This is a genomic window from Ruegeria sp. CDSA241 (assembly GCF_059611265.1).
This window is the reverse complement of the sequence record NZ_JBXWPF010000006.1, coordinates 64,437-77,883: the sequence shown is the minus strand read 5'-3', so window position 1 is coordinate 77,883 and position 13,447 is coordinate 64,437. Positions and strand designations below refer to the sequence as shown.

The 13,447-nt window shown below is 57.2% G+C and carries 12 protein-coding genes; 4 read left to right on the top strand and 8 right to left on the bottom strand.

What is annotated here, in order from left to right; translation table 11 throughout:
* The first annotated feature begins 53 nt into the window (after positions 1-53).
* A complete protein-coding gene (locus AC2FJV_RS07260) occupies positions 54-524 on the top strand; it encodes a hypothetical protein (RefSeq protein ID WP_496713229.1) in 471 nt (156 codons plus the stop codon).
* Between the two features lie 15 nt (positions 525-539).
* Here the strand turns inward: AC2FJV_RS07260 and AC2FJV_RS07255 are convergent, their stop codons facing one another.
* From AC2FJV_RS07255 to AC2FJV_RS07220, 8 genes are all read right to left on the bottom strand, one after another.
* A complete protein-coding gene (locus AC2FJV_RS07255) occupies positions 540-2,339 on the bottom strand; it encodes an aminopeptidase P family protein (protein WP_185956703.1) in 1,800 nt (599 codons plus the stop codon).
* Positions 2,332-3,327, bottom strand: a complete 996-nt coding sequence (locus AC2FJV_RS07250; protein ID WP_496694012.1) for an ABC transporter ATP-binding protein — start codon at positions 3,325-3,327, stop codon at positions 2,332-2,334. The genes AC2FJV_RS07255 and AC2FJV_RS07250 overlap by 8 nt, the downstream gene beginning before the upstream one ends.
* On the bottom strand, positions 3,324-4,316 hold the full coding sequence (locus tag AC2FJV_RS07245) for an ABC transporter ATP-binding protein (RefSeq protein WP_496713227.1): 993 nt from the start codon (positions 4,314-4,316) through the stop codon (positions 3,324-3,326). The genes AC2FJV_RS07250 and AC2FJV_RS07245 overlap by 4 nt, the downstream gene beginning before the upstream one ends.
* A gap of 2 nt (positions 4,317-4,318) precedes the next feature.
* Positions 4,319-5,176: an ABC transporter permease gene (locus tag AC2FJV_RS07240; RefSeq protein ID WP_496713225.1), complete on the bottom strand. Its 858-nt coding sequence runs from the start codon at positions 5,174-5,176 to the stop codon at positions 4,319-4,321.
* Positions 5,173-6,114: an ABC transporter permease gene (locus tag AC2FJV_RS07235; protein WP_142637818.1), complete on the bottom strand. Its 942-nt coding sequence runs from the start codon at positions 6,112-6,114 to the stop codon at positions 5,173-5,175. Before AC2FJV_RS07235 ends, AC2FJV_RS07240 begins: the two co-directional genes overlap by 4 nt.
* Positions 6,115-6,171: 57 nt before the next feature.
* Positions 6,172-7,755: an ABC transporter substrate-binding protein gene (locus AC2FJV_RS07230; protein WP_496713223.1), complete on the bottom strand. Its 1,584-nt coding sequence runs from the start codon at positions 7,753-7,755 to the stop codon at positions 6,172-6,174.
* A 133-nt stretch (positions 7,756-7,888) separates the two neighbouring features.
* Positions 7,889-8,494 carry a helix-turn-helix domain-containing protein gene (locus tag AC2FJV_RS07225; RefSeq protein ID WP_281973159.1) on the bottom strand — a complete coding sequence of 202 codons (606 nt, stop codon included), beginning with the start codon at positions 8,492-8,494 and terminating at the stop codon, positions 7,889-7,891.
* Between the two features lie 159 nt (positions 8,495-8,653).
* The gene (locus AC2FJV_RS07220) at positions 8,654-9,355 is read right to left on the bottom strand and encodes a GntR family transcriptional regulator (protein ID WP_496690004.1); all 702 of its coding nucleotides are present in this window, start codon (positions 9,353-9,355) and stop codon (positions 8,654-8,656) included.
* Between the two features lie 256 nt (positions 9,356-9,611).
* On the opposite strand from AC2FJV_RS07220, the gene AC2FJV_RS07215 reads away from it, so the two are divergent.
* The 3 genes from AC2FJV_RS07215 to dctP all read left to right on the top strand — a co-directional run bounded on the left by AC2FJV_RS07215 (position 9,612) and on the right by dctP (position 13,388).
* Entirely contained in the window at positions 9,612-10,577 is a 966-nt protein-coding gene (locus AC2FJV_RS07215; RefSeq protein WP_496713299.1) for a dihydrodipicolinate synthase family protein, read from the top strand.
* Between the two features lie 9 nt (positions 10,578-10,586).
* A complete protein-coding gene (locus tag AC2FJV_RS07210) occupies positions 10,587-12,125 on the top strand; it encodes an aldehyde dehydrogenase (NADP(+)) (RefSeq protein WP_496713221.1) in 1,539 nt (512 codons plus the stop codon).
* Between the two features lie 198 nt (positions 12,126-12,323).
* Positions 12,324-13,388 (top strand): TRAP transporter substrate-binding protein DctP, encoded by a 1,065-nt coding sequence (gene dctP / locus AC2FJV_RS07205; protein ID WP_496713219.1) that lies wholly within the window; start codon positions 12,324-12,326, stop codon positions 13,386-13,388.
* The last annotated feature ends 59 nt before the right edge of the window (positions 13,389-13,447 follow it).

The following is a 13,447-nucleotide window of genomic DNA, read 5'->3' as shown; positions in this document are numbered from 1 at the left end:
GGGTCGACGCAGTGAAAAGAGTCACAAGGCATCTAAGTCTCGAAAGACGGCGGTTGTCGCTGATTGCGGCTCTGGCTTTTGCCTCAGGTTTCACTCTTTACTCACATATAGAGGCAACGCGTTTCGGATTACCCGTCCCGGTTGTTATCGGCCTGATCTATATGGCTGTCATTGTATGCGCGACGGCTCTATCCACCTATTTCCTTCCTGGCTTGCGCCGCGTCACGGATACGGTGGCGATGACGCGTCTGGCATTTGCTCTTTGGGTGGCCGGAACCCAAAGCCATGAGATCGCAGCCTCGCCCACAATCAGCGCCGCCGTTGTGGTAGGGGGCGCGATCTTCGTGTTGCAAACGGGTTCTTTGGTTCAAAAGCTGGCCGGTAATCGACCGGATTTCGGCTTTGTCCCTCACATTGTTGGAAACACGCGTCTGTTTCTGGCCTGGTTGGATAACGCCTGCGAATATCAGGGTGCCCGGGTCCAGCCGGTATTTGCAGGAAAGACGCCTCGAACGGTGGTCTGATGGCAAAACTCTGGTTTATTTGGTCAGCGTTGCACAGGCCGTCTGGGCCCATCTAAGGGCCAGAGGCGAAAGATGCGGCCCGACCTGTCTGAGAACCTTGGCATGATAGTCATTGATCCAGTCAATTTCTAACTGATTCAGCATATCTGGCATCAACATATCCGTCTGGATCGGGATCCAGGTCATGTTCGAGAACTCCAGAAATCCGTCATCTGCCTCGACAATTTCGAACAGGTTTTCGATGCGAATGCCGAACCTGCCGGCCTCGTAATATCCCGGCTCGATCGACATAACCATGCCAGGCATCAGGTCGACCGGGTTGTAAGGTTTGCCAATGCGCTGCGGATGTTCATGGACAGACAAGCGGTGGCCAATTCCATGACCCGTACCGTGGTCATAATCCAATCCCAGATCCCACAGCGGGCGGCGACAGATTGCATCAATGTGATGGCCCTGTGTGCCTGCAGGAAAGCGCAGCGTGGCCAGAGCGTGAAAGGCCTTGAACACTGCGGTATAGGCCCGGTCATATCCATCAGGCCGCTGAGGCCCGAACGAAAAGCTGCGCGTGGCATCCGTTGTGCCGGTGTCGTACTGCCCCCCGGAATCCAGCAGGTATGTGCCCCGCGGTTGGATCGGAACGGTATTGTCGGCCTCGGTAGCGTAATGGCACATCGCGGCATTGCCATCGGCGGCCGAGATTGTGTTGAAGCTTTCGTGGATGAACCCATCCTGAGCGCGGCGGAAGGCCAATACCCGCTGTTCTGCTTCACGCTCGGTCACCGGTTCAGCCTGTTTCTGTACCTGAGCCGCCAGCCAGGCGCAGAATTCGGTCCAGGCGATCCCGTCCCGGATATGGCAAGCGCGCAACCCTTCCAGTTCCGTTGTATTCTTGCGGGCTTTGGTTTTGCTTAACAATCCGTTGACCGGCACGCCCTTTGCTCCGGTACGCTCCAGCACTTGTTTGACCGCCGTCGGCGAAAAATCGGGGTCGAAAATCACAGCCTGGCCGGGCGCTGTGAGATCACTGAGTGTAGACAGAAAACCATCCGGCGCCTGAACCGAAACATTTTCCGGCATGTGGTCAGTGACATCGGCATCCAGTTTTTGGTCAGACACGAACCAGTGAACCTGGCCCGAGCTTTGCAACAGAAGGAAAGAGTTGGGAACAGGGTTGAAAGCCACGTCTGAGCCACGCACATTAAGCAGCCAGGCGATGTTGTCGGGCTGAGTTTCCACCAGCAAGCCGGCCTCTCGGCGTGTTAGCTCAGTGGCCAGATCCGAGATCTTATCACCCGCCGCCCGGCCCGAAAACTGAAGTGGAAATGGCTCGATCTGTCCTTGGGGGGCAGCGGGTTGGTCGGTCCAGACTGCATCGACCGGATTTGAAGCCGTCGCTACCATCGCGGCACCGCTGCCTTCCAGCCCGTGCTCAAATCGGTCAAACCAGACCGGCGGTAGGTGCATCGAGTCAAAGCCGATTTTCCATCCTTTCTGTGCAACGGCGGCCAGCCAGTATTCGGGCGGCTCGTTAAACAGATGATGGTGCGAGAAAACAGCCTCGGCACACTGGTTTGCAGCCTGCACCACATAGCGGCCATCGACAAATAAAGCGACAGTTTCGGGTGTGACGATGGCCATGCCTGCCGAGCCGCTGAAGCCAGTTACAAAGGCGAGGCGTTCATCATGAGGGGCAACATATTCGCCCTGATGTGCGTCGTAGCGGGGCACGATAAAGGCATCCAGACCTTGTGCTTTAAGCTCTGCGCGCAAGGCCGAAACAATCGCGGATCGGTCGGTTCCGGGGGCATCAAGCATCGGCATTTATCTCTTCAACATGGTGACAGGCGACCTCGCCACGATTTTCAAAAGGCATCAGGGCAGGCACTTTGGTTTCGCATATGTTGCTGGCGTGAGGGCACCGGACATGGAACGGACACCCTGAGGGCATGTTCAGTGGTGAAGGCAGCTCTCCCTCAAGCCGCTTGACGGCACCGCGGTTGTCGGGGTCCAGCGAAGGGGCGGCTGAAAGCAGAGCTTGGCTGTAAGGGTGGGAGGGGGCGGAAAACAAGGTTTCGCTGTCGCCGATTTCAACGATCCGCCCAAGGTAGATTACCGCGACCCGGTTTGAAACATGACGGACAAGCCGCAGGTCATGGGCCACAAACAGGATTGTCAGATCAAGTTCCCGCTGCAGGTCCAGCAACAGGTTTACCACCTGCGCCTGAACCGAAACATCTAGTGCCGAGACCAGTTCGTCCGCAATCAGAACTTCGGGTTCGACCGCCAATGCGCGCGCAATGGCGATCCGCTGACGCTGACCTCCGGAGAATTCGTGCGGCAGCTTGTCTTGCGCGTCCTTCGGAAGGCGGACCAGATCAAGCAACTCGGCCACACGGTCGGGAATTTCTGCTTCTGGGCGCATGTTGTGAACGCTCAGGGCTTCGGCCAGAATTTGCCCTGTCGTCATCCGGGGATTGAGCGATGAATAGGGGTCCTGGAACATCATCTGAACCCGGCGGTTATAGGTGCGGTCAGCTTTGATTTCGCCGTCGAATATGTCCTGACCTTCAAAGTGGATTGAACCGTCGCTGGGCTTATGAAGGCGCACGATACACCGGGCTAGTGTGGACTTTCCACACCCGGACTCTCCGACGACGCCCAGAGTTTCGCCCCGGGTCAGATCTAGGCTGACACCATTCAGCGCCCGTACTTCGCGACCAGGACGCCGCGAAATGACATCGCCGATGCTACGGCCCATTGGGAACCGCAGATGCAGGTCACGGATTTGCATCAGGGCGGTCATGCGGCGTTCCCTTGGGTTTTGGTTATCGGGTTGAAACAGGCGACCTGTCTATGATCGGTGATCAGGGTCATCGCTGGGCGCTCTTGCGTGCAGGCGTCTATGCAGGCGGCACAGCGCAGTGCAAACGCGCATCCAGCAGGCAGGGCATCCAGTGCTGGCGGCACTCCGGGAATAGAATATAGCGGCGTGCGAGGAGCGATGTTTTCGGGCACAGACCGCATCAGACCCACAGTGTAGGGGTGATGCGGTGCCCGCAGCACATCGCGGACCGGCCCTTGTTCGACGATCCGCCCCGCATACATAACGGCCACGTTGTCGCAAGTCTGGGCAACCACGCCAAGATCATGGGTGACCAGCACAACCCCCATATCCATATCCTGCGCCAGTCGCAGGATCAGATCGAGGATCTGCGCCTGTATGGTCACGTCCAGTGCTGTGGTGGGTTCATCCGCCAGCAACAGTTTGGGTTCTGCGGCAAGCGCTATTGCGATCATGACCCGCTGGCGCATTCCGCCGGAAAATTGGTGAGGATAATCCTTCAAGCGTTGCGCTGCCGAGGGGATGCCGACAAGGTCCAGCATTTCGATTGCCCGATCCAAGCGCGCGGCGCGGGGCAGGTCGGTATGGGCGCGCAGGGTCTCTTCCAGTTGCAGTCCGACTGTCAGCAGTGGATTCAGCGAGGTCATCGGTTCCTGAAAAATCATCGCGATTTCGCGACCCTGAAACCGACGAAGAGCCCTGTCTGACATGGATATCAGATCACTTCCATTCCAGCGCACCTGGCCGGTCACGTCGCCATAGCGGCGCGCCAGCCCCATGATCGAGCGCAACGTGACGCTCTTGCCCGACCCGCTTTCGCCGACCAGCCCCAAAACTTCACCCCGGTTCACGCCGAAACTGACATCGCGCAGCGCAGGCAGCGCGCGACCGTTCTTGTGAAAGGTTGTGCATAGCCCGGTTACTTCTAGAAGTTTCGTTTGGTCCTGCATCGCTATCCTCGCGGTCTCAGCAGATCGGCAAGCCCATCGCCCAAAAGCGAAAAGCCAAGGCCGGTCAGAACGATGGCGATGCCGGGCATCAGGCTCAGCCACCAGGCGGTCGAGATAAAGTTGCGCCCTTCGGCGATCAGCACGCCCCATTCGGCCTGCGGTGGTTGCGCCCCCAACCCCAGATAGCCAAGGGATGACCCCAGCAAGATCACCAGCGCCATGTCAGTCATCCAATAGACAATAACCGGTGTTATCGCGTTTGGCAGCAGGTGGCGGAAGATGATGCGGCTGTCGGAAAATCCCATCACCACCCCGGCCGAGGCATAGTCATTCCCCATTTGAGCGATTACCTCGGCCCGCATCAGGCGCGCATAATAGACCCAGTAAACAACTGAAATCGCGATATACATGTTGATCAGGCCCGGCCCTAGAACCGCAACCACGGCAATGACAAGAACCAGGAAAGGAAAGGTTATTACAGCGTCAACGATGCGGCCAAAGATCATGTCCGCGATGCCGCGATAATACCCGACCAGCGCGCCAACCGTTATACCGGTGACCAACGCGAATACAGTCCCGAAAATTGCCATCTGCATGTTGACCTGATAGGCCCAGATGACGCGGGATAGGCTGTCGCGCCCTAACAGATCTGTGCCGAACGGATGTGCCCATGATGGTGGTTGGCGCAGGGCCTGATAGTCGATTGCGCTTGGGTCATAGGGCGCGAATACGCCGGGAAACAGGGCAAGCAGCACCGAAAACCCGATGATGATGCACCCGGCCACAAACCCAGGCTTGCGCAAGGCCCGCTGCATGAAGGTGGGGCGCTGCGAGGTGCTGTTGAAGGTCGCGTCACTCATTGCAGGCGCATCCTTGGGTCAAGGCGACTCTGAAACAGGTCGGTCATCAGGAAAACCACGGAAACCAGAACAGCAAATGTCAGGGTCAGCCCTTGAATCAGGGGGTAGTCGCGGGCAAAGATAGCCTCGAGCATCAGGCGCCCCATTCCGGGCACGGCGAATACGGTTTCGGTGACCAATGTCCCGCTCATCAGATTGCCGATGGACAGGCCCAGCAGGGTTACCGTGGAAATCAGCGCATTGCGCAGGACGTGGCGACCCAGAACCAAACGAGGCGGCAGGCCTTTGGCACGCGCGAACTGAACATATTCGGCGTCCAGAACCTCGATAATCGCGCTGCGCAGGTTCCGCATGATGATGGCCGAGGTGTAAAGCGCTACGGTCACTGAAGGCAGGAACAGGTGATAGAGCCGCTCGGTAAAGGTGTCGCCATATCCTCCGACCGGAAACAGGCGCAGCTGTGCTGCCAGAAAGGTCAACAGAACGAGGCCAATATAGAACACCGGCATCGACAGCCCGATCTGAAAAACGGTGCGGATCACCGCATCAGGCCAGCGGCCCCGATTGAGCGCAGCAACAAAGGCCAGCGGACCGGCAATCAGCAGCGACAAAACCACCGAATACACGGTCAGGAAGACAGTGATAGGAAGACGGTCAGAAATCACATTGATCACATCCGAGCGCATCAGGATAGACCGACCCAGATCGCCCTGCACGGTATTGGTAAGGAACAGCCAGAATTGCACCAGCATAGGTTCGGTCAACCCAAGCCGTTCACGGATGGCCTGGATGTCGGCGTCCGAGGCACGATCACCGGCCATCGCAATGGCAGGGTCTCCCGGTAGCAATCGAACAAGAAGAAAAATAATGATCATGACCAGAAAAAAGGTCGGGATCATCATCAGGAGTCGTTTGAAGATATAGGACAGGCTGGACAAAGCGAGCTCCGCAAATTTGTCCCGCCGCCTGAAAGCGGCGGGACCAGGGGTCTTACCTTAGCGGCTGACGGTTGCTTGATCGAAGATATTGTTGCCCAGAGGGGTCTGGACATAGCCTTCGACAGCCGAGCCAACTGCAACGGCAAAGGGGGTCTCATACATGAACAGCAGGGGGGCTGCTTCGGCATAGAGCTCTTGCATTCGGGCGAATTTCGCTTTGCGCGCCTCGGCGTCCATTTCACCGGCGGCTTCGTCGAACAGGGTGTTAAACTCGGCGTTTTCCCAGCCGGTTCCTACTGCCTTGGCCGTGGGTGTGTGGCCCAGCCAGCCCACCACCTGACTGGGATCATTTACATCGTTGACCCAGCCATAGGTGTGAATGTCAAACTCACCTGATCGGTTCTTAGCGCCGCGTGTTGCGCCGTCCACTTGCTCGACCACAAGATCGACGCCCAGAGGAGCCCACATCTGCTGAAGCGCCGCAAAGATGGTTGCATCGTCCGCAGAACCTGCCAGCGTGGTAAAGGTGATTTCGGTTCCATCGGCAAACCCGGCCTCGGCCAACAATGCCTTGGCCTTGTCCACGTCATAGCCATAGAGCGGGGTCATGTCGGCGGCATATTGGGTAGCCTTGGCCATCAACGGCGAGCTCATCGGTTGACCCGCGCCATGCAGTACCAGCCCGATCAACGCTTCTTTGTTGGTGCCATAGTTCAGCGCCTGCCGGACGCGGGCGTCGGCCAGTGGGTTGGCAGAACCATCGGCTCGGTTATCGCGCGTATTGATTGGCGAATAGATGATCCGCGTGGACGGATAGAGGTTCATGTTGATGTTTGAATCCTGCTCCAGCTCGGCCACACGGCTGAACGGGATGAATTCTGCGGCATCAACTTCTCCGGCCTGCAAACTCAGAATGCGGGTAGCGTCATCCGGGATGATCTCAAAATGTACGGCATCCAGATACGGCAGAGCTTTGCCGTCTGCGCCCATGCGCCAATAGTTTTCATTGGCGCAGAAATCCATCGATGCACCTTGTTCAAAGCCACACAGATAGAAGGGGCCAGAGCCTACTCCGGCGGCTGTGGCGGCAAATATCGCAGCGGATTTTTCCTGATCTGTTGCACCTTCTGCGGCCTCAAAGGCCGCTTTGGACACGATTGCCGTGTTGAATGTGGCCAGCATGGACAGGATGGTTGGATCCGGGCTGCCAAGGGCAACCGTGATCGCGTTTCCATCTGCGGTAACCGCGTCGATCGAACCCAGCAAGCCAGCCCAGGGGCTCAGGTCGGGATTGCGCGCTCGGTCGAGGGAAAAGACTACGTCGTCACCTGACATGGGCGAACCGTTTGCGAATTTGATCCCCTCGCGCAGGGTCAGCGAAACCGTTTTACCATCGTCAGAGACTGTATAGGTCTCAGCAAGGCCGGGTTCGACGGAATTGCCGTCGGCACTGCTCCGCAGCAGGGTGTCGAACAGGCTGCCGACCATCCAGATATCAGGGTTGCGATCCGCATAGATCGGATCAATCAGGCGCGACCCGTCATAGCGTGCAAAGTTGAGTGTGCCGCCTCTTTCCTGTGCCAAAGCAGGCATGGCCAGGGTAGCGGCAACGGTTAGTCCCAAAACCGTCTTCAATTTCATAATCAGTCCTCCCGCAGAATGAATTCATGCTCGGGGCGACCATATCCGATTCTTAACAATACTAAAGCTTTTTTTAGTGGTGGGTGAAAATTGGCCAAATGTATTTAGGCTGACCTCTGTTCGGTTGGTCAATTTAACTTGCCACAAAGCCGGAATCATTGATCGGAGAGGTTGTTACCCAAAGCTCTACGGCTTCTACGTCCCCCAATACGACTGAGAAATGACGGGTAGATGTGTCGTGGTGAACGACGTCACCTGGCGACATAATGAAAACCTTGTCACCAAGGTGATATTCAAGCCGTCCCGAGATCAAATAGCAAAACGCCTCGCCCTCATGCCGCATCTTTTCGGAAACGTGCCCCGGGGGGCGATGAACGATCTGTGGGTTGAACAATGCACCGGTAAAACCAGGGCCCAGCTTCTCATAAAACCTGCCCCGCATACCCAAGGAATATGTCTGGCGGTTGTCCTTTGCCACATATTCGCTGAACACCTCGGGTACGCTGAGCAGCTTTTCGATGCTGGTTTGAAGTGCCGCGGCAATCGCCATCAGCGAGGTCAGCGAGGGTGAGCTCAGGCCGCGCTCGACCTGAGACAGAAAGCCCGTTGTCAGATCAGAGGTCTGTGCGACCTTGTCCAAAGTCAGGCCCATCGCCTTGCGCCGCCTGCGAATTGCCTGCCCCAGTTCGGTCGGCGTGCCCTTCGGCTTTGATTTGTCGCGCGCGTTTGCTGCGTTCATTCCCTGTCTCCCGGAATCGTGGGTTGCCGCGCATTCAACCGGATCGCAGAGGAAATATCAAAATTTTTTTTAGCATGGGTAAATTTTTTTGGGAAGATCTGGATATAAACCTTCAAACCCCTCAATTTTTCCAACGGCTTAATATCTAGCGAAACAGAATCAGAGTTTGATTGAGTGACGCCGATCCGCCGAGATCATGTCGCGGATGTTCTGGACGATTTGTTCCGCATGGGCGCTCGCCAATCGGTCGGCCTCGGTGATGTCCTGCGCCGCTATAGCTGCGATTATGTCGTCATGCTCCAGGGAATACCGATCCGGCAACCGATCCCCAAAGGACGAATAATAGGGCCGCATGATCCGTTGCCCTTCGTTCAGCAATCTGCGCGTCAGGCTTTCGTAATATGGGTTGCGCCCTGCTTTGGCGATTGCATTATGAAGCTCTGCATTTTTTGCGATCATGGTCAGAACGTCATTTTTGGCAGCTGCATCCGAAAATTCCTGCTGCCGCATGCGAATGTCGCACAGATCCTGGTCCTTTCGGTATTCGGCGGCCAGCCGGGTTGTAACGCGATACATCAGGGTCATCGCATCAAAGAATGTGTGAAGATTCAAAAAGTCTATGGGCGCCACTATGCTCGCGCGGTTCGGCAGTGTCGCCACGAGCCCTTCCGACGTCAGCCTGACAAGGGCTTCACGGATCGGGGTGCGCGACATCGAGAACCGCTCGCTCAGCTTGGCCTCGTCTATGGCGCTGCCGGGCGCAAGGGCGAGGTCGATGATTTCGTCCCGCAGGGTTTCATAGACGAACTGAACGCCTGATCCACGTTTGCGGCCGGCTTCGACCGGCTTTCGTTTTTCCATGTCAGAGCATTCCCTAGCCGCTGGATCGCGGTCCATCTGCGTTCGCACATCAATTTTGCCACACGTACCGGTGCTAAGTCGAGTGTTAATCCCAGCCAAAAACCAGTTGTTTTTCACATATTTTAGGGCCTTATTTCTTATTGTCGAAAATTTGTCGACAAATAAAATATTTAAAGTAGACTGACGGCAAGATTACGCGAATCCCTAACCCGGTGGGGCAATCCACCGGCCCGGGAAAAAAATTACGGAGACCCAAATCGTGAACCCGAATGTCTTTTCCGGATGTATCCCGGCCCTGATGACGCCCTGTCGCTCGGATCGCAGTCCTGACTTTGAGGCGCTTGTGCGTAAAGGTCATGAGCTGATCGAGACGGGCATGTCCGCGGTTGTCTATTGTGGCTCGATGGGTGATTGGCCCCTTTTGACCGATGCACAGCGTATGCAGGGCGTCGAGGCGTTGGTCGGGGCTGGTATCCCGGTGATCGTGGGAACAGGCGCGATCAATTCGGCCATGGCAGTCCAGCATGCCGCACACGCGCAGAAAGTGGGCGCCAGCGGTTTGATGGTCATTCCGCGTGTACTGTCACGCGGCGCGTCCATGACTGCGCAGCGGCACCACTTCAAAGGCATTCTGGCCGCGGCACCGGATCTTCCCGCAGTGATCTACAACAGCCCTTATTACGGATTTACCACCCGTGCGGACCTGTTCTTTGATCTGCGCAAGGACCACCCGAACCTGATCGGTTACAAGGAATTCGGCGGCGCCGAAGATCTGCGCTATGCGTCCGAAAACATCACCAGCGGTGATGACAATGTTTCCCTGATGGTCGGCGTGGATACCGCGGTGTTCCAGGGGATCGTGAATTGTGGCGCAACCGGCGCCATCACTGGGATCGGGAATGTGCTGCCCGATGAGATTCTGCATCTGGTGGATTTGTGTCAGGCGGCGGCCAAGGGCGATGCCAACGCGCGTGCTCGAGCGTTGGAGCTTGAGGCGGCTTTGGGCGTTTTGTCGTCGTTCGACGAAGGCACCGATCTTGTGCTCTACTACAAACACTTGATGGTTATGACGGGTCATCCCGAATACACGCATCATTTCAACGAAACAGATGCCCTTACTGACAGCCAGCGCGGCTATGTTGAACAACAGTTCAGACTGTTCCGTACCTGGTACGAGAACTGGACTAGTCAGGCCGATTCTTCGGCGCAAAATGCAGCGTGAGGATTGGGTATGTCGTTGAATAATGGATATGTTTTTCGCGGTCAGCACTTGATTGGCGGTCAGTGGGTTGGAGCTGATGAAAGCTTTGCCTCCAGCCCCGTCTCGGGTGAGGGGAGCAACTTTGCTGCGGGTACGCCTGAGTTGGTTGATCAGGCCTGTACCCTGGCCGAGGCCGCCTTTGGAGATTACGCCAATCGCAGCCGAGCGGATCGGGCCAAGTTCCTGAATGCTATCGCGGATGAGATCGAGGCCCGTGCCGAGGCCATCACCAGCATTGGCAGTGCAGAAACCGGTCTGCCTGAGATGCGTCTTCAAGGCGAGCGGGGACGCACGGTTGGTCAGTTGCGCATGTTTGCCGAATTCGTCCAGGATGGTGCGTATCTAGAGCGCCGCCATGATCTGGCGATGCCGGATCGCCAACCCGCCCCACGTCCTGACATCAAGATGATGCAGCGCCCGGTTGGCCCGGTGGCTGTTTTTGGCGCTTCGAACTTCCCCTTGGCATTTTCGGTTGCCGGAGGTGACACCGCATCGGCACTGGCCGCAGGTTGCCCGGTCGTGGTCAAAGGCCACCCCGCCCATCCAGGCACCGGCGAAATCGTCGCTGATGCCATTCAAGCGGCGGCCAAGGCGACCGGTATGCCCGACGGCGTATTCTCATTGGTGCAAGGTGGGGACCGCAGCATCGGAGAAGCATTGGTAATGCATCCAGCAATCCGTGCCGTGGGCTTTACCGGTGGGCTGGCCGGAGGCAGGGCGCTGTTTGACCTCTGCACAACGCGCCCAGACCCGATCCCGTTCTTTGGTGAATTGGGCTCGGTCAATCCGATGTTTGTTCTTCCAAACGCTATGGCCGCCAGAGGTGAAGAGATCGGCAAAGCCTGGGCGGGGTCAATGACCATGGGGGCAGGGCAGTTTTGCACCAATCCGGGTGTTGCCGTGATGATCACAGGCGATGATGCTGACCAATTTATCGATGCTGCTGCGAGTGCCCTGAGTACAGTGCCGTCACAGACCATGCTGACCGATGGGATTGCCGAGGCATTTCGATCCGGCCAATCGCATTTGGCCGAACATCCCGCCGTGCGCACGATCCATCAAGGTTCCACTTCAGGCCGTTCAGCTGAACCGGCGCTATTCGAAACCGATGCCGAAGCGTTTCTGGCTGATCCCAGCCTCAGCGAAGAAGTGTTTGGGCCCGCATCGCTGATTGTGCGCGTGGGCTCGGAAAAAGAGATGGTTGCCTTGTCAGCCCAGCTGGACGGGCAACTTACGGCCACGATCCAGATGGATGACAGCGACACTGCGCTGGCGCAGCAACTCTTCCCGATTCTGGAGCGCAAGGCCGGGCGGTTGCTGTTCAACGGCTTCCCAACCGGGGTCGAGGTGGTGGGGTCCATGGTCCACGGGGGGCCTTATCCTGCCAGCACGAATTTCGGCGCGACAAGCGTCGGCACAATGGCCATCCGCCGTTGGCTGCGACCCGTAGCATATCAGAACATGCCCGCCGCACTCAGCCCCGAAGATCTGGAAGGCTCGACGCAATAAGCGGTGAACCACAGGGCTGAGGCAAGAAATTCCTTCGGCCATATCAAAGGCTTTGGCCCCGGTGAACGGGGCCGGGCAGGGACACCCAGATCGGCTGTTCCGTATCATCCGCAACACTCTGCCATAGAAGCAGATCACCGGAAATTCCGCGTCATTCGACGTGCAAAATCGGGCTTTGGCCCATAACAGGAGGACAAGATGAAACTCTTCTCGAACTTTGCCGCCCTGGCGGTAACAACCACGCTTGCAATGCCCGCAAGCGCCGCAGAAATTGAATGGAAGATGACCGCAGCGATTGGTGAAGGTTCATTCTTTTACCAGAACTTCATGGAACGATTTGCGGCTAATGTGGACACACTGACCGCGGGGCGCATGCATGTCCAACCTTTTGGCGCGGGCGTTCTGGCCCCGGCCTTCAAGGCGTATGAAGTAGTTCAGGACGGCATCGTCGAAGCCGGACATTCCACGCCGTCTTATCTGGTAAACCAGGACCCGACCAATGCCGTTTTCGCCAGCTTCCCCGGTGGAATGTCCGGCGAGGCGACCCTGCACTGGATCTATGAAGGCGGCGGTGAGCAGATGCTGCAGGATTTCCGCCGCGAAGAAATGGGTCTGCACACGCTGGTCGTTGGGGTCGGTACGTCCGAAGTTATGGCGCATTCGAACGTCAAGATCGAAACAACCAACGATCTGAAGGGCGTCAAATACCGGACCTCGGGCGCATGGGCCGCTGTTCTACAGGAAAGCTTTGGCGGCGTTCCGACGGTTGTCCCGGGAAATGAAATCTACACTTTGCTGCAGCGTAAGGGTGTGGACGCGGTCGAATGGTCGACACCAGGAGGCAATATCTCTGAAGGTTTCCACGAGGTTGCGCCCTATATGATCATGCCCGGCGTGCATCAGCCGTCCTTTCTGTGGGAAGTCTTCGTCAAACAGGAAACCTGGGATGCTCTGCCCGGGGATATCAAGCTTCAGGTTACCGCAGCGGCCAAGCTGACAACATACGAAAGCTTCACACATTTCGGTCACGCGGACATTCAAGCCATGGCTGCCTTCCGCGACACCAAAGTTGAAATCATCAACATGGTACCAGCGGAATCCGAAAAGATCCGCGCCGCCGGGCGCGATTGGGCCCGTAGCCAGGCTGCCAAAAAAGCCGAAGACGGAAGCGCCCGGATGCAAGAGGTTCTGGACAGCTACCTCACCTATCAAGCGAACTGGGCCGAGAATTCGGGTTATTTGGTTCGCGACAGCGCCGAATAAGCTCTGCCCTGACATTGGTTGGATGACTGGATATTCGTGCCGGTCATCCGTTTCCGGGG